Annotated in this window: 13 protein-coding genes, 1 tRNA gene and 1 pseudogene; 5 read left to right on the top strand and 10 right to left on the bottom strand. The window is 39.7% G+C overall.

The window, feature by feature from the left end; genetic code table 11:
• Positions 1 to 2 precede the first annotated feature (2 nt).
• On the top strand, positions 3 to 1,031 hold the full coding sequence (locus tag AC3M61_RS05415) for an L-Ala-D/L-Glu epimerase (protein WP_500779860.1): 1,029 nt from the start codon (positions 3 to 5) through the stop codon (positions 1,029 to 1,031).
• A gap of 67 nt (positions 1,032 to 1,098) precedes the next feature.
• Here the strand turns inward: AC3M61_RS05415 and AC3M61_RS05410 are convergent, their stop codons facing one another.
• Entirely contained in the window at positions 1,099 to 3,252 is a 2,154-nt protein-coding gene (locus AC3M61_RS05410) for a sodium-translocating pyrophosphatase (protein WP_500779859.1), read from the bottom strand.
• Between the two features lie 93 nt (positions 3,253 to 3,345).
• Positions 3,346 to 3,422: transfer RNA gene (locus tag AC3M61_RS05405), tRNA-Pro, on the bottom strand.
• 137 nt (positions 3,423 to 3,559) lie between these two features.
• Here AC3M61_RS05405 and AC3M61_RS05400 point away from each other — a divergent pair.
• From AC3M61_RS05400 to AC3M61_RS05385, 4 genes are all read left to right on the top strand, one after another.
• Positions 3,560 to 4,813: a glutamate-5-semialdehyde dehydrogenase gene (locus tag AC3M61_RS05400; RefSeq protein ID WP_500779858.1), complete on the top strand. Its 1,254-nt coding sequence runs from the start codon at positions 3,560 to 3,562 to the stop codon at positions 4,811 to 4,813.
• A 21-nt stretch (positions 4,814 to 4,834) separates the two neighbouring features.
• Positions 4,835 to 5,905, top strand: a complete 1,071-nt coding sequence (gene proB / locus AC3M61_RS05395) for a glutamate 5-kinase (RefSeq protein ID WP_500779857.1) — start codon at positions 4,835 to 4,837, stop codon at positions 5,903 to 5,905.
• A 27-nt stretch (positions 5,906 to 5,932) separates the two neighbouring features.
• A complete protein-coding gene (gene proC / locus AC3M61_RS05390; protein WP_500779856.1) occupies positions 5,933 to 6,715 on the top strand; it encodes a pyrroline-5-carboxylate reductase in 783 nt (260 codons plus the stop codon).
• Positions 6,716 to 6,870: 155 nt separating this feature from the next.
• Positions 6,871 to 8,709 carry an ABC transporter substrate-binding protein gene (locus tag AC3M61_RS05385; RefSeq protein WP_500780021.1) on the top strand — a complete coding sequence of 613 codons (1,839 nt, stop codon included), beginning with the start codon at positions 6,871 to 6,873 and terminating at the stop codon, positions 8,707 to 8,709.
• 65 nt (positions 8,710 to 8,774) lie between these two features.
• Here the strand turns inward: AC3M61_RS05385 and AC3M61_RS05380 are convergent, their stop codons facing one another.
• The 8 genes and pseudogenes from AC3M61_RS05380 to AC3M61_RS05345 form a co-directional block, all read right to left on the bottom strand.
• Positions 8,775 to 9,422 (bottom strand): endonuclease III domain-containing protein, encoded by a 648-nt coding sequence (locus AC3M61_RS05380; protein ID WP_500779855.1) that lies wholly within the window; start codon positions 9,420 to 9,422, stop codon positions 8,775 to 8,777.
• Positions 9,423 to 9,566: 144 nt separating this feature from the next.
• Positions 9,567 to 10,271, bottom strand: a complete 705-nt coding sequence (locus tag AC3M61_RS05375) for an ABC transporter ATP-binding protein (protein ID WP_500779854.1) — start codon at positions 10,269 to 10,271, stop codon at positions 9,567 to 9,569.
• Complete coding sequence (locus AC3M61_RS05370) at positions 10,264 to 11,079, bottom strand: ABC transporter ATP-binding protein (protein ID WP_500779853.1); 816 nt, start codon at positions 11,077 to 11,079, stop codon at positions 10,264 to 10,266. The genes AC3M61_RS05375 and AC3M61_RS05370 overlap by 8 nt, the downstream gene beginning before the upstream one ends.
• Complete coding sequence (locus tag AC3M61_RS05365; RefSeq protein ID WP_500779852.1) at positions 11,076 to 12,122, bottom strand: branched-chain amino acid ABC transporter permease; 1,047 nt, start codon at positions 12,120 to 12,122, stop codon at positions 11,076 to 11,078. Before AC3M61_RS05365 ends, AC3M61_RS05370 begins: the two co-directional genes overlap by 4 nt.
• The gene (locus AC3M61_RS05360) at positions 12,119 to 13,012 is read right to left on the bottom strand and encodes a branched-chain amino acid ABC transporter permease (protein ID WP_500779851.1); all 894 of its coding nucleotides are present in this window, start codon (positions 13,010 to 13,012) and stop codon (positions 12,119 to 12,121) included. Before AC3M61_RS05360 ends, AC3M61_RS05365 begins: the two co-directional genes overlap by 4 nt.
• 119 nt (positions 13,013 to 13,131) lie before the next feature.
• Positions 13,132 to 14,144 (bottom strand): annotated as a pseudogene (locus tag AC3M61_RS05355) (ABC transporter substrate-binding protein).
• Positions 14,145 to 14,289: 145 nt separating this feature from the next.
• Positions 14,290 to 15,402, bottom strand: coding sequence for an ABC transporter substrate-binding protein (locus AC3M61_RS05350; protein ID WP_500779850.1), 1,113 nt, complete (start codon positions 15,400 to 15,402; stop codon positions 14,290 to 14,292).
• A 282-nt stretch (positions 15,403 to 15,684) separates the two neighbouring features.
• Positions 15,685 to 16,170, bottom strand: a complete 486-nt coding sequence (locus AC3M61_RS05345) for a ferritin-like domain-containing protein (protein WP_500779849.1) — start codon at positions 16,168 to 16,170, stop codon at positions 15,685 to 15,687.
• Positions 16,171 to 16,173: the final 3 nt, after the last annotated feature.

Here is a 16,173-nt window from a genome sequence, read left to right as displayed (position 1 = left end):
AGGTGGGAAAAATCAAATCGGTAAAGTTCAAATTGAACCGCTTTGAATATGTGAAGCCATTTCATATCACAAACAATGTTTCATACGACACGGAAAACATAGAAGTTATTGTTGAGCTTGATAATGGAGTTGTCGGATACGGAGAGGCTTCACCATCGTTTAGGGTGAATGGTGAGAAGGTTCCTGCTTTATTAGGGCTGGAACAAATTGTAAATGAAATGATTGTTGGGATGGATGTTAGAAATTACCGCCAGATTTTCGATGTGACCGACAAACTTTTTGGTGCACCAAGCATTAAAGCTGCAGTTCAATATGCCGTTCTTGACGCATTCAGTGAAGAAATTGGCGTCCCAGTTTACCAAATACTTGGTGGTGCGAAGACGAGAATAGAGACAGATTATACGATAAGCATAGGGAGTATCGAAGAGAGAGTTGAAGATGCAAGAAAGATTGTAGAACGTGGGCACAGCGTGATAAAGATAAAGGTAGGGGAAAACCTTGAAGAAGATATCCAAGCGATGATGGCAATTTATGAGGTTTCAAAGGGATGCAAATATATCGTAGATGCTAACACAGGTTATACACCAAAACAGGCAGTGAAATTTGTAACCGAGTTATACAGGGCTGGGATAGATATACATGTTTTCGAACAACCAGTTGCGATGCACGATATAGAAGGACTTAAATACGTAAGATGGAACTCTCCATTCCCCGTTGCAGCAGACGAGAGTGCTAAGACAAAATATGATGTGATGAGATTGATTAAAGAAGAAGCGGTGGATTACATAAACATTAAACTTATGAAATCTGGCATCAGTGATGCACTTGCAATTGTCGAGATGGTGAAAGCTGCGAATTTGAGATTAATGATTGGTTGCATGGCAGAATCGAGTCTTGGAGTAAACCAAAGTGTCCACTTCGCTCTTGGAACTGGAGCGTTTGATTTCCACGATTTGGATAGTCCACTAATGTTGAAGGAACCAGAGTTTAGAGGGAAGTATAAGGTAGAGTTGCCGTATTACTATTTTTGATTGCAAAAAAAGAAGCAAAAGAAAAAGGCTCCCTTAAACAGCAAGGTTGCTTTCCATCCCTTAAGCGTTAAAATATACTAAATTTTTGAAAGAGCGGTGCAAATATCAATGAAACCACTGCCATTATCTTTATCAGTATGTCAAGGCTTGGACCAACGGTGTCTTTTAATGGGTCTCCAACTGTATCACCCACAACCAACGCTGAATGTTCCACAGAGCCTTTACTTAAACCTGGAATCTTACCTTGTTCAAGATGTTTTTTTGCGTTGTCCCATGCACCACCTGCGTTAGCTGTAAAGAGTGCGAGCATAATTCCGCTCAATGTGGTTCCAACAAGCAGTCCACCAACAAAATTAACACCAAAAGTGAAACCAGAAACTAGTGGTGTCAGTATTGCTATCATCGCTGGTAAAACCATCTGTTTGAGTGCTCCATCAGCACTTATTTTGATACACCTTTCGTAATCTGGAGTTTGACTACCATCGAGAATCCCAGGCATTTCCTTAACTTGTCTTCTTATCTCATCAACCATCTTTGAAGCAGACTTTACAACAGCTTCAATTAATATTCCACTGAATAGATAAGGCAGTGCTGCACCGAGTATAGCCCCTCCCAGAGTTCTTGCATTTATTATGTTTAAATTCAAAAGTTCTTGTATACTTCTTACATATTCTCCAGGCGAGGTCTGAGAATATATGTATGAAGCAAAGAGTGAAAGTGCTGCCAAGGAGGCAGAACCGATAGCGAATCCTTTACCAATTGCAGCAGTTGTGTTTCCAACCATATCAAGTCTGTCTGTTATATGCCTTACTTCAGGTTCGAGCTCTGCCATCTCACTTATTCCACCTGCGTTGTCTGCGATTGGTCCGTACGAGTCTATTGTAACCGATGTAGCTACGAAAGAGAGCATACCTACAGCACCCATGGCAACTCCGTATAAACCTGCGAAATGGTCAGCAAGAACAATAGAAACGAAAAGAACAAAAGACGGTAAGAACGTACTCTTCATACCAAGTGCCAATCCACCGCTTATTACCATACCTGTTCCTTGGAGAGATTTGTAACTTAACTTTCTTGTGGGAGTAAAGTTATCTGAAGTGTAGTATTCTGCTAATAATCCAATTATAATCCCGGCGATGATTCCTGTGATTGCTGAAAAGTAAGCAGAATAAGGACCGTAGCGAAAACCAAAATTAACAAGCGCATCATTTGATTCGCCTTTCAACATGTACCCTGTGAATATAAAGTTCCCAATACTAGTCAGAAGAGCTGAAATAATAAGTGCTATGTTTAATTCCTGGTGAGGTTTGTCAGACAAATTACGTATAACTACAAAGAGAATACCAATAGAACAAGCTAACAAACCGATTGTGGTAAATCCAATTGGATAGAATATTAATTTGAGTGCAGTTTCATAATATTTACCAGAAAGTACGTAGTTGTACGAAGCAAGAACAATTGAAGAAAGAATTGCACCAACAAAACTCTCAAGCAAATCTGCACCAAGTCCTGCTACATCTCCAACATTATCTCCGACATTATCAGCAATTGTTGCAGGATTTCTTGGGTCGTCTTCCGGCAATTTCAGTTCTGTCTTACCGACCAAGTCAGCTGCCATATCGGCAGCTTTCGTGTAGACTCCTCCACCAACTCTATCGAACATTGCAACAATAGAGCACCCCAGTGAATAACCTGAAATCGTCATGGCAAATGGTATAAAGTTTACTCCAATGTGGTTTGTAACTATTATTAACTGTTCCTTTGATAGCTGACTTTTGAAAAGGTTTGCTACTACGTTCAAACCAAGCAAGGCAAGAGCACCAACTGAAAGTCCCATTACCGAACCACCTTGAAATGCTACTTTTAATGCAGGACCTATCCTCTTCTTTGACCTTGCTGCTTCAGAAACACGGACATTCGCACGTGTCGCTGCTTTCATTCCGAGGTACCCTGCAAGTGAACTCATGAACGCACCAATGACAAAAGCTACTCCAACATACCATGCGGTTAGAAAACTAAGAACGAAGGCTATTATTGCAACGTAGATAGCAACTGTTCGATACTCGTGATTAATAAATGCATCAGCTCCCTGGCGGATTCTCAGTGAGATTTCTTTCATGCGTTCATTTCCTTCTGGTTCTTTTAAAAACGAAACAAAGTTGAAAACCATGAGTCCGAAAGCAAGAATCGGTCCAAAAAAGAACAATAATTCCATATGCACACCTCCCCTTATCAACCTATTTATCTTAGATTTTACCACATTAAATCCCAAAAACAAAAAAGCGGGACATATTTATAATGTCCCGCTTTACTTTGGTCGGGGTGACTGGACTTGAACCAGCGACCTCTTGCGCCCCATGCAAGCGCGCTAGCCACCTGCGCTACACCCCGGACACACTGTTCAACTATCAGTTTGCAAGGTTATTCTACCATACCGTGTTCAAAAAATCAAGATTGAGTTCCTTTAACAAAACGGGTCTTAATTGTGGTATAATACACAAAAATATGATTGTAAGGAGGTGGGTATCATGGCGATATTCGAAGAGATTAAACGATCTATCTTTGAATTAAGAAAGGCGTTTGAAGTTTTTAGGATGACTAACACCGTCCAGAAAAACAAAGCAATAAATTCCCTTGCCAAAGAACTCGATAAAAACAGAACCTACATTTTGAGAGAAAACGAGAAAGACGTTGAAAGGGCAAAGCAAATTGGGATCCGACATGCATTGATAGATAGACTGGTTCTCAATGATAAAAGAATTGATGAGATGATAGAAGCTTGTAAAGTAGTTTTGGGTTTGAAAGATCCTGTTGGAGAAGTTGTTGATTCATTTGTGAGGGAGGATGGGCTGAAGATATATAAAGTAAGAGAACCTATAGGTGTTATCGCAGTAATTTATGAGTCCAGACCAAATGTAACAATCGAAACAACACTATTAGCACTTAAATCGGGAAATGTTGTACTGTTAAAAGGAGGCTCGGATGCTTTAAATTCAAATATTGCTTTAGTAAACGTTATTAAAAAAGCGCTTTTGGAAGCAGGACTTCCACCAAATGCTGTTGAACTTGTTCAAACAACAGACAGGGAAGTAGTCGACTACATAATATCACAACGAGGTTTAATTGACCTTGTTGTTCCACGTGGTGGTAAACAACTCATAGATTACGTTACTTCTAATGCAAAAGTCCCGGTCCTTGAAACAGGTGCGGGTGTTTGTCATATCTTTGTTGATGAGAGTGCAGACATAGGAAAATCCATATCAGTTATAGATAATGCAAAAACACAAAGACCAGGAACATGTAATGCTGTAGAGACGTTGCTGGTCCATGAGAAAATTGCTCCAAGGCTGTTACCTGAGCTGAAGAAGGTATTCGATGAAAAGGGGGTTGAGATTAGAGGATGTGAAAAGACAAGAGAGATTATTGACTGTAAACTTGCTACAGAGGAAGATTGGAGCACGGAATATCTTGACCTTATAATATCCATAAAAATAGTATCTTCTTTAGATGAAGCAATAGAACACATCAACAAGTACTCGACTAAACATTCAGAAGCAATACTAACAGAAAATTACACAAATGCTATGAAATTTCTCAACTCAATCGATTCATCTACGGTCTATGTGAATGCTTCCACAAGATTTACCGATGGTGGTCAGTTTGGGATGGGAGCGGAGATTGGTATTAGTACCCAAAAACTTCATGCACGTGGACCGGTGGGACTCAAGGAATTAACAACTACGAAATTCATTGTTTTTGGTGATTACCATGTGAGAAAGTAAAGCATCTGGGAGGAATGAATGATGCCGAAGATAGTTTTGAAAGTTGGGAGTAACCTTCTAGTTAAAAGTAAGGATATCGATAAAGGGTTCATAATAAGACTGGTTTCTTTAACTAACGAACTCATTGAAGCTGGGAATCAGGTTGCAATAGTTTCATCTGGAGCAGCTGCATCAGGGATGGCTTTGATTTCACCACAAAATTTAGCGAGAAACATGATATCCAAACAAGCGTTGTGTGCTATAGGTCAACCTGTGTTAATGCAAATCTATCAACAAGCGTTTGAATTTTATGGTAGACATGTTGCTCAGATCCTTTTGACGAAAGATGATTTTATCAATCGTCAGAGATTTTTAAATTTGAGAAACACTTTGATAGGATTAAGTGAATTGGGGATTATACCTATTGTTAATGAGAATGACTCGGTAGCGGTTGATGAAATAAAGTTTGGTGATAATGATGTTCTTTCAGCGATGTTTTCGGTATGTTGGGGAGCAGATATTCTGTTCTTGATGACTTCGGTTGATGGAGTTATTGGAGAAGATGGCAGGGTAATTTCAGAATATCCTGTTGATACAGAGAACCCAAAATTGGCAGAGCTCGGGAAGACATCTTTTGGTTCTGGAGGAATTTCATCGAAGATTATGGCAGGCAAAATCGCTGTTGAAAGTGGCGTCAAAGCCTACGTTGTCAATGGTAGGTCTTTCGAATGTGTAAAGAAAATTATCTCCGGTGAACGATGTGGTACCGAGTTTGTGCTTTCAAAGCAAAGAAAACTTAGTAAAAAAGAATCGTGGGTTAAGTATATAAGCAAACCAAAGGGAATTATACGTATCAATGATGGTGCCTATCTTGCTCTGCTTGAAAGAAAGAGTTTGCTTCCAGTTGGTATAACCGGCGTTGAAGGTAAATTTGAAAAAGGCGACGTGGTATTAATAACTTTTGGCGACAAAATAGTTGGTCGTGGGATAACGAATTACTCAAGTGATGACTTAAATAAAATAAAAGGGATGAAAAGTTCCGAAATTCCTGAGGAAATCTACACTTACGACGAAGTAATTCACGCGGACAACTTGATTTTGGAAGAGAACTGAAAACTTTTATTTTAAGAGGTGTTAATAATGAAGTTAGGTATAGTAGGTGTTGGGAATATTGGAAGCATGATTTTGGAGGTTCTCAATGAAAAAGCTGAGCACGAGTTTTACATTTATAACAGGTCTATTGAGAAAGTTAGAAAGTATGAAGTTTTTGAAAACATAAAGATTTGTTCAGGGGTTAGCGAAGTATATCTAAATTCGGACTATACATTTTTGTGTGTTAAACCCCAGCAATCCAAAGAAGTTTATGATGCATTAGCAAAAATTCAAGATGAACACGGCATTCTTGTTAGCACGGCCGCTGGCAAGAGAATTGATGAAATTATGAGCTCAACTAACAAGAAGATGGTTATCAGGATAATGCCAACGATAACTTCAAGAATTTCAATAGGTATAACTGCTGTGTGTTACAGCAGAGATATTCCTTGGGAAAAGCGCCATGAATTTGAGAAGCTTATCTATCCATTGGGAGAATCCATAGAGTTAGAGGAAGAAAAATTTGATGCGTTTACCGTGTTGAACAGCAGTGGTCCGGCTTTTGTTGCTTTCATCTTGGAAAGTTTTATAGAGGGGGCTATAAACATAGGTGTTAATCCAGATTATGCACGCGACATAGTTTTGCGAACGTTCGAAGGTTCCATAAAACTGCTTGAACATATGAGTATCGAACCCTCAAGATTGAAATATCTTGTCTCTTCGCCCGGTGGTGTCACAATACGTGGCTTGTATGAACTGGAAAGGAACGGCGTTAAAGGTGCAATAATGTCGGCAATATACGAAGCGTATAAACGTAGTCAGGAATTATAGCCTTTATTTGTAATACCCGTTTAAGAATAGGCTTTCTTTAATATCTTTTTGAAATTTTGAAAATGATTGAAGCATTTTTTAAGAGTATGCTATAATGGTTGAAAAGAAGTAAGGAATGAGGTCACACTTTGAAAGGGGGGATTGCTGTGAAACATATGAAGTATCTACTGGTAAGTTTGTTAATTCTTGCGGTTGTTAGTTTTGCATTTGACCCCACTATCTATGTTTCAGCAGGTGTTGGTGAACCGGATACCCTTGATATTCATCAAGCTTATGACACTGTTAGTGGAGAAGTGATTTACAACGTCTACGAAAGCCTTATTGCTTATAAAGGCAGTAGTTTGACAGAATTTGAACCAAGGTTGGCAACACAAGTTCCAAGTGTTAAGAACGGACTTATCAGAGACGGCGGAAAGACATATGTGTTTCCTATAAGGAAAGGAGTTAAGTTCCATAACGGTGCAACGTTGACACCAGAAGATGTTGAGTATTCTTTTGAAAGGGGATTGCTTTACGACCCTACTGGTGGTCCAATGTGGATGCTTTGGAACGCCATTTTCGGTGTTAACTCACTCAACGAGATGATACAAAAGTATGTTGGAAAACCTGTTTCTGAGGTATTTAAAGATGGTGAGCCACTACCTGAATACAAGGACAAGTTGGTTCAAATGTACAAAGAAGTTATAGACCCAGCTATTGAAGTTGAAGGAGACAACATTATATTTAAACTTGCAAGGCCATATGGTCCGTTCCTGACGATAATTGCGCACACAGTTGGATGGTCCGCTGTGCTTGACAAAGAAACATCTATTAAGATGGGACTATGGGATGGAAAACCGGATACTTGGTGGAAGTATAGAAACATAGCTAAGGAAAAATCACCACTGTATGCAACAGCAATAGGGACGGGACCATACAGACTTGTAGAATGGGACAGAACAAACAGGAAAGTCGTTCTTGAAGCCTTCAAAGACTACTGGCGCGGTGAACCAAGACTTAAGAAGGTTATTCTGCTCACTGTTAGTGAGTGGGGTACAAGAAAACTTATGCTCGAAAAAGGTGATGCTGATGATATCGCCGTTGTTCTTGAATATCTTGACCAGATAAGAGGGAACAAGGACATACAAATTATAGACAACATTCCATCTATGTCAGTCACCGTTGTGGGATTCTCCTGGTCAGTTTCACCAAATAGCAAATACATAGGTAGCGGAAAATGGGATGGAAACGGAATGCCTCCAGATTTCTTTAGCGACGTCAACGCGAGAAAAGCGATATCCTATATCATCAATTACGACGCAGTGATAAGGGATGTTCTAAAAGGGTACGGAACAAGAATTCCTGCAGCATTGCCCAATGGACTTTTAGGGTTTGACCCAACATTGCCACTCTATAAGTTCAATCTGACCGAAGCAAGAAAGGCGCTTGAAAAAGCATGGAACGGAAAAGCCTTAAAGATAGGTCTCAAGTTCACACTAGCTTACAACACTGGAAACTTAATGAGGCAAAGGATAGCGGAAATGATAAAGACATATCTTGAAATGATAGCTCCTGGAAAAATCAAAGTTGATATAGCAGCACTCAACTGGCCAAGTTACCTTGATGCTATGAGAAAAGCAGAACTTCCAATGCCAATCTTCAACTGGCTTGCAGACTTCCCAGACCCAGATAATTTCATTTTCACGTTCTACCATTCTGCCGGGACTTACGCACCAAGGCAGGGAGATAATTTCAAAAAATTTGTCAGCACACCGAGAAAAGAACTTGGTGGTAAGAGCTTGGATGAGCTTATAGAAATGGCGAGAAATTCATCAGATCCAGAAGAACGAGCGAGGTTGTATGTGCAGATACAAAAATTCGCAATAGATAATTACATCAGTATTCCTATTTATCAACCAGTTGGTGTAAGGGCTCAAAGAGCTTGGGTTAAAGGTTGGTATCCAAACCCAATGAGACCCGGTAACGACTACTTCGAACTTTACAAACAGCAATAAGTACGAAACTATTTTCTTCATGCAACGCAATTCAACATGGCTCCGGCGAACCGGAGCCATGTTGCTTAATCTTTAGGATTTTTGTATCTGCAAGATTCTATAGGACATGTTTCACACAGCGGTTTTGTTCTGCAAAACGTCTTGGCATGTTCAACTATAAGGCCATGGAATTCTTGATAAAGTGCCACATCTTTGGGATACGTTGTTTCGAAAAGTAATCTATACTCGTCATATTCTTTTAATTTGATACGTAAGAGCCTTTCAAGTAACCTTTTTGTGTAAGCATCTACAACAAAGATGGGCAACTCTAATGCGTAAAGTATTATAGAATCAGCAGTTTCCTTTCCAATTCCTTTTACGGACAGAAGTTCATTTCTTATCTCTCCGATGCTTTTTGTTTTGATTCTCTCTAAATCAAAGTCATAGCTTTTCAGCCACTTTAAAAGATTTTTCAGTCTTTGGGCTTTTACATTGAAAAAGCCTGCAGGTTTTATCAAAACAGATATCTCCTCGGTGCTCATTTTTGCCAGACAATGTAGAATATCGTTTTTGCAGTGTTTTTTAATGTTCTCAAGTGCCTTTTCGACATTCTTCCAGTTGGTATTCTGCGTAAGTAACGCTGAAACTATAATTTCTTTAGCTGTTCCGGGCCACCATTTGCCTTGGGGACCGTGTATGTCTCTTAGCACTTCATACAAATTCTCCAATTTCATACAGGAAACTCTCCTTGCTATATCTGGATGATTCTACAAGCTGGGTTCCAAATAAAGATTATAACACATTCGCCTGAGAAAAACAAAAAGCGGAGGGTGACCTCCGCTTTTCACTTGCGCTATTGCTTTAATAATTTTCTTTTATTACCCTCCAAGATATGCCTTTCTCACTCTCTCATCTTCCAGTAGTTCTTTACCTGTGCCTTGCAAGACAATTCGACCTGTTTCAAGTACGTAGCCATAATCACATAGTTTTAATGCTTCATAAGCATTTTGTTCAACAAGTAATATAGTAACTCCCTCGCTGTGTATCTTTTTGATCATTTGGAAAACTTCCTTAACTAGCACTGGTGCTAGACCTAGGGACGGTTCATCCAACAGAAGTAATTTTGGACGCGACATTAATGCTCTACCTATTGCAAGCATTTGTTGTTCGCCACCAGATAGTGTTCCTGCGCGTTGGTTGATTCTTTCTTTCAATCTTGGGAAGAGTTCAAATACGTACTCTATGTCTTTTTTTATACCATCCTTATCTTTTCTTAGGTAGGCACCTGCAAGCAAGTTTTCGTAGACGGTGAGATTGGAAAATACGCGCCTACCTTCTGGAACCATAGTTACCCCAAGTTTAACTATCTCACTAGTATCAAGTTTGGTAAGTTCTATTCCTTTGTACTTAATACTACCTCTGGTGGCTTCCTTTAGACCACATATCGTGCGCAGTGTGGTTGACTTACCTGCGCCGTTAGCCCCGATGAGTGATATGATTTGACCTTCCTCAACTTTCATCGAGATTCCTTTTAGCGCATGAATTCCACCGTAATGGACATGGAGGTCTAATATCTCAAGCATCTTCATCACCTGCACCTAAGTAAGCCTTTATAACAACTGGATTTTTCTGTATCTCTTCAGGTGTTCCTTCGGCAATGGTTACACCGTGGTCGAGCACAATGATTCTCTCACAAATGTTCATTATAACTTTCATGTCGTGCTCAATAACTATAATTGTGAGTTTGAACTTTTCTCGAATGTCAAGTATCAATTTGTTCAATTCAAGTGTTTCATCAGGGTTCATACCTGCGGCTGGTTCGTCAAGCAAGAGTAGTTTCGGTCTAGTTGCCAGTGCACGTGCGATTTCAAGCTTTCTTTGTAAACCATATGGTAATGAAGTTGCCTTATAGTCAGCCAAATGGTCAATTCCAACTTCTTTCATTAGTTCCAAGGTCATGCTATGGATGTATTCTTCCTCTCTTTGGTAATTTGGTAGAAATGCGACTGCGGAGAATAAATCAGACTTCAAGTGTGCATGAAATGCAGTCATTATATTTTCTTTGACAGTCATACTTCCAAATAATCTTATGTTCTGAAATGTTCGTGCAATACCTAGTCTTATAATTTTGTCGGTCTTTAACCTTGTGATGTCTCGTCCCATAAATTCAATTCTACCTTCAGTGACTGGAAAGACGTGTGTGATTAGGTTGAATATTGTAGTTTTCCCTGCTCCATTGGGACCTATGAGACCTAATAACTCTCCTTCTTTGAGGTCTAAATTAAAGTCAGAAACTGCTAAAAGACCGCCAAAACGTTTTGTTACGTGTTCCATTTTTAAAATTGTTCTCTTTTCATTCGTTGGTTGTTGGATAGTTTGGGTTACTGTCATTGTTGGTTCACCTTCCTTTTAGTAAACAAACGAACAAATCCTTCCCACGTGAATTCTCTCTCTCCAAATAGTCCTTTTCTAAAGAAGAGGATTGTAATCATAAGCAGTATTGAGAATATGAGCATACGCATACCAAGTATTCCAGGGATTGTAATACCAAAGATTTTCATAGGCATTTCCACGAATCTTAATGCTTCCATAAGGAAAGCGAAACCGATTGCAACGACAACGCTACCTGTTATATTACCAAGCCCGCCCAAGAGTATTATTGTTATTATTTGATATGTGAAGAGTATGCTGAACGAGTTTGGATCTATAGTCATAAGCAGACTTCCGAGTAATCCACCTGCGACTCCTGCAAAGAATGCACCAACTACAAATGCAAGAACTTTGTGCTTGAAAAGGTTTATTCCAAGATTTTCTGCAGCAACTTCGTCATCCCTAATAGCCTTTAAAGCTCTTCCATAAGAGCTGTCGACTATTCTTCTGACTACTATAACGGTGATAATTGCCCAACTAACAGTCCACCAAAGGTTAGTGTATGTTGGAAGCCCTTTAAGACCAAGAGGTCCGTTTGTGATATTTTGAAGGTTGTTGAAAAGCGAACGAATAATCTCAGAAAAACCATACGTTACTATAGCAAGGTAGTCTCCGCGAACTCTCAAAGAAGGAGCACCTACTATAAAACCTGCAAGTGCAGCCATTAATCCACCAACAATTAAAGCCCAGAAAAATGGTATCTGGATCCTGTCCAAAGGAGATATTAGAGGTTCCATGAAAAAGTTTGACATTTTGTTTTCTGGCGACATGTAAAGTAACGCCGATGTATATGCACCTATTGCCATGAAGCCTGCATGACCAAGAGAAAATTGCCCTGTGAATCCATTTATTAAATTCAAACTAACCGCAAGAATGACGTATATGAACCCTGTATTCAGTATCCTTTTAATGAACGGGTCCATATGTTTTTCGGCAAAGAAGACAAACACGTATATCAAGATTATAAACAAGATACTAAGCACAATTCTCGTTGAACGTTTCATAATTTCTCACCAACCTCTTGACCAAAGAGCCCATTTGGTTTGAAAATTAAGACAAGCACCAAAAGCAAGAATATGAACGCTTCACGGTACCCAGAATATTCGGGAAAGAAAGCAGGTATTAAAACCGTTAGTAAGCCTAAGACGAACCCACCGATAAGTGCTCCCTTAAGGCTACCAATGCCACCAACTACAGCGGCTATAAATGCTCTACTGCCTGGATATTGCCCCATAAACGGGAAAATCTGGGGGTACCTGAGCGCCCAGAACACGGCGCTGACTGCAGCAAGAGCGGAACCAAGAGCGAAGGTAAAAGATATAGTTCTGTTTACATTTATTCCCATTAGCCTGGCTGTATCGAAATCTCTTGAGAGAATTCGCATAGCAAGTCCTATTTTCGTTTTTTGTAATATGAACGTCAGTATGAGTACAACTATAATGGAAAAGATGATAGTGTAAATCGAAACTGCTTGAACCCTTATTTCGCCAAATATTAGTGTTTTCTTCATCGGTTCGGGAACTGGAAATGACCTTTGAATACCACCGAAAACCACAACGGCGAAGTTTTGCAGCAAGAAAGACATACCTATCGATGAAACAAGTGAATTTATCCTTGGATACTTTCTTAAAGGTTTGTAGGCAACTTTTTCGATACCAACACCCAATAATGAAGTGAGAACGATACCTAATATAACAGCACTTAGCCATGGTGCACCGAATATGAGCGACGTGTAAAACATGAAATAAGCAGCCATCATGAATACATCACCATGTGCGAAATTAACCAGCTTAACAACACCATAAACAAGGGCGTATCCAACAGCTACCAAACCGAAGACGAAACCAAGAGAAATGGCGTTAACAAGATGTTGTAAAAACAAGCTTATATCCATTATGAAAACACCCCCAAGATTTGTGAAATCTACTTGCAAAACTTTGAACCTCATGCATTGGTTCTTTAAAACGTGGGAATGGCCTTTAACCATTCCCACGCAACAAGCTGATGATTGTATCATTCACCTTTGATAACTGTCACGAATTCAAATTTTCCGTTCTTGATGGTTTTAATAACAGCATCTTTTATTGCGTCACGGTTTTGGTCAAATCTTATCCTTCCAGAAACACCTATAAAGTCTGTTGTAAGCAACGCTCTTCTGATTTTTTCTGGATCGTCTGAACCGGCCCTCTTAATAGCGTCTACCAACACCATGTATGCATCATAGGCAAGAGCAGGTAAGTACCCTGGGTCTTCGTTGTATTTCTTTCTGTATTTTTCCACAAACGGTTTTGTTTTGTCTGAAAGTTCGGCTTTAACATCGAACATTGTGCTATAGTAGGCTCCTTCAACGGCGCTTCCGCCAATTTCAATCAACTGTGGCAAATCCCAAGTGTCTCCGCCAAGTAGAGGTTGTTTGAGTCCGAGTTCTCGAGCTTGCTTAGCGATAAGTGCGGCATCACCAACTATGCCAGCAGGTATGAATATGACATCTGGGTTCGCTTTTTTAATCGCTGTTAATTGTGCTGTGAAGTCTTGGTCTCCTCCTTGGTAGGCGATATAAACTTTGACAGATTTTGGGTCACCTGTGAGTTTTACGAAAGCGTCTCGGAAGTAGTATGCAAGTCCAACTGAATAGTCATTTGAAACATCGTAGATTACTGCTGCCGTCTTTGCTTTCAAATGTTGAACTGCAAACTTTGCCATCACTGTTCCTTGGAAAGGATCAATGAAACATACCCTGAATACAAAAGGTTTATCCTTTGTCACAAGTGGGTTTGTATTTGACGGTGCTATGTATACTACTTATTCTTGTTGGCAATTTCCGCACCAGGAATTCCAAGCGCACTCGAGTAAGTTCCTAAAATAGCACACACTTTGAATTGCTCTATTAGTCTTGTTACGACATTTGCCGCTTCTATTTTGTCACTTTTGTTATCGAGAACTACCAATTTGATAGGTCTGCCGAGCACACTGGGAACTTCTTCGTAGGCCATTTCTATACCTCGCATTCCAAGTTGTCCACCCATTGCATAGTTTCCTGTGAGTGGTTGTGTGACACCGATAACTATTTCGTTAGCCGCAAAAATAGCAGAGAAGATCAATAAGAGTCCAAGAATAGTAAATAAACGCTTTAACATATGCATCACCCCTTCTCTCTAATAACGCCAACAATTATGGTTTAACGATACTTACGAGTTTGAATTTCCCATTTTCAATTTTCTTTACTATTGCATCTTTAATTGCGTCACCATTTTCGTCAAACGTGATTGAACCAGTCGCACCTTGGAATTTCTTTGTTTGTGCAAGAGCATTCTTTATATCTTCAGGTTTCGCCGATTTCGCTCTATTTATTGCGTCAATGATCACAAGGTAAGCATCAAAACCAAGAGCAGCAAATGCACTTGGTTCTTCGTTGTATTTCTTCCTGTAAGCTTCTACGAACTTTTTTGTCATCTCAGTTGTCATGGCCTTTTCATCAAAATGTGTGCTGAAATACGCACCTTCAACAGCATTACCACCAACTTCCACAATTTCTGGTACTTCCCATGTATCTCCGCCAAGGAATATCGACTTTATTCCCATTTCTCGTGCTTGTTTCATAATAAGAGCTGCGTCTCCGTATGAACCTGCCGGGATGAACAGAACATCTGAGTTTTTGGATTTTGCAAGAGTGAGTTGAGCTGTGAAATCTTGGTCACCGCCTTGGTAAGATGCTACTCCAACTACAGATTTAGAGTTCTTTGTGAATTCTATGAACGCATTTCTGAAGTAATGTGCCAAACCTACTGAGTAGTCGGATGAGATATCCTGTATGATGAAAGCAGTTTTGGCACCAAGCGTTTCAACTGCGAACTTTGCCATGACTCTTCCCTGGAACGGGTCGATGAAACATACCCTAAAGACATACTCTTTGTCCTTTGTCACTAGTGGGTTCGTTGGTGAACAGCCTACCATTGGAACTTTCATCTTATTAGCAACTTCACTTCCTGGAATTGCCAGCGAGCTACCGTAACTACCGATGATGGCGCTCACGTTATAAACTTGAATCAGTCTTGTGACTGCGTTAGCAGCCTCAACTTTGTCGGTCTTGTTGTCAAGAACTATCAGTTCAACTTTTTGGTTTAGAACAGTTGGGTACATTTCGTTAGCGAGTCTGATGCCTTTCAAAGTGAGTTGACCGCCTGCAGCAAAAGCACCGGTAAGTGGTTCAAAGACACCTATCCTAATCGCCGAAAGTGCAACGACCGCAAAAAGAATCAGCAAAACAAACAAAATCTTCTTCACAACTACCCCTCCCTTCGAAGAGTTGATAAACTAACAGGCAGTTCTCAAGAGCCAGATACATGCTTTACTAAGCTGCATGTAACAATTTTCTATTTTTTGTCACATTATACAAAAAAGAGTCAAAATTTTGAAAGCTTAAAACAGTCCTTAAAAGCATATTTAAAGCCAACCGTTACTGAATATATGCATAATCTCTGTAGGATCTCATGTTTTCAACCTGATGGATAAAAAAACCGGGGACCTTTCGGCCCCGGTTAATTGTTCAATGATGTTGGATTGTCTTCAGAAAGGATAAAATCCAAGTTCAAGGTTGTTTTTCTCAATTATTGCTTTGATTTGGTCCTCGATTATCTTTTTGTGTCCTTCTTCCCAGTCTCTCAAAGTTGTCAAAATCTTTTTTACTTTTTCGTTGGGTTCTTTCTCAGCTGCCTTACCGTAAAATTCCATGAAGTCTTTTTCAATCAAGTAAGCCATTCTTAAAACAGAAAGGTCTGCAATGTCGTCTTCTGGTGATGTTTCTGAAATCTTCTGACCTTCATAGCGTGATTTAAAATAGCTCGTGCTTTGATCAGGCATTTCAGATATTTCTCTACCTTCCTCAAGAGATTTCATCAGGTTTCGGATGAATTCGGTATGTTCTTTTTCCATCTGCGCAAGGTATTCAAAAATTTCAGCGACGGACTTGTTTTTAACTTCCTGTTTTTTTGCAGTATAGAATTTGTATCCTTCGATTTCGAATTGTTCCGCTAATTTAAGCACATCGTACATGTA

This window comes from Fervidobacterium sp., assembly GCF_059913585.1.
This window is presented reverse-complemented; position numbering and strand designations above follow the sequence as displayed.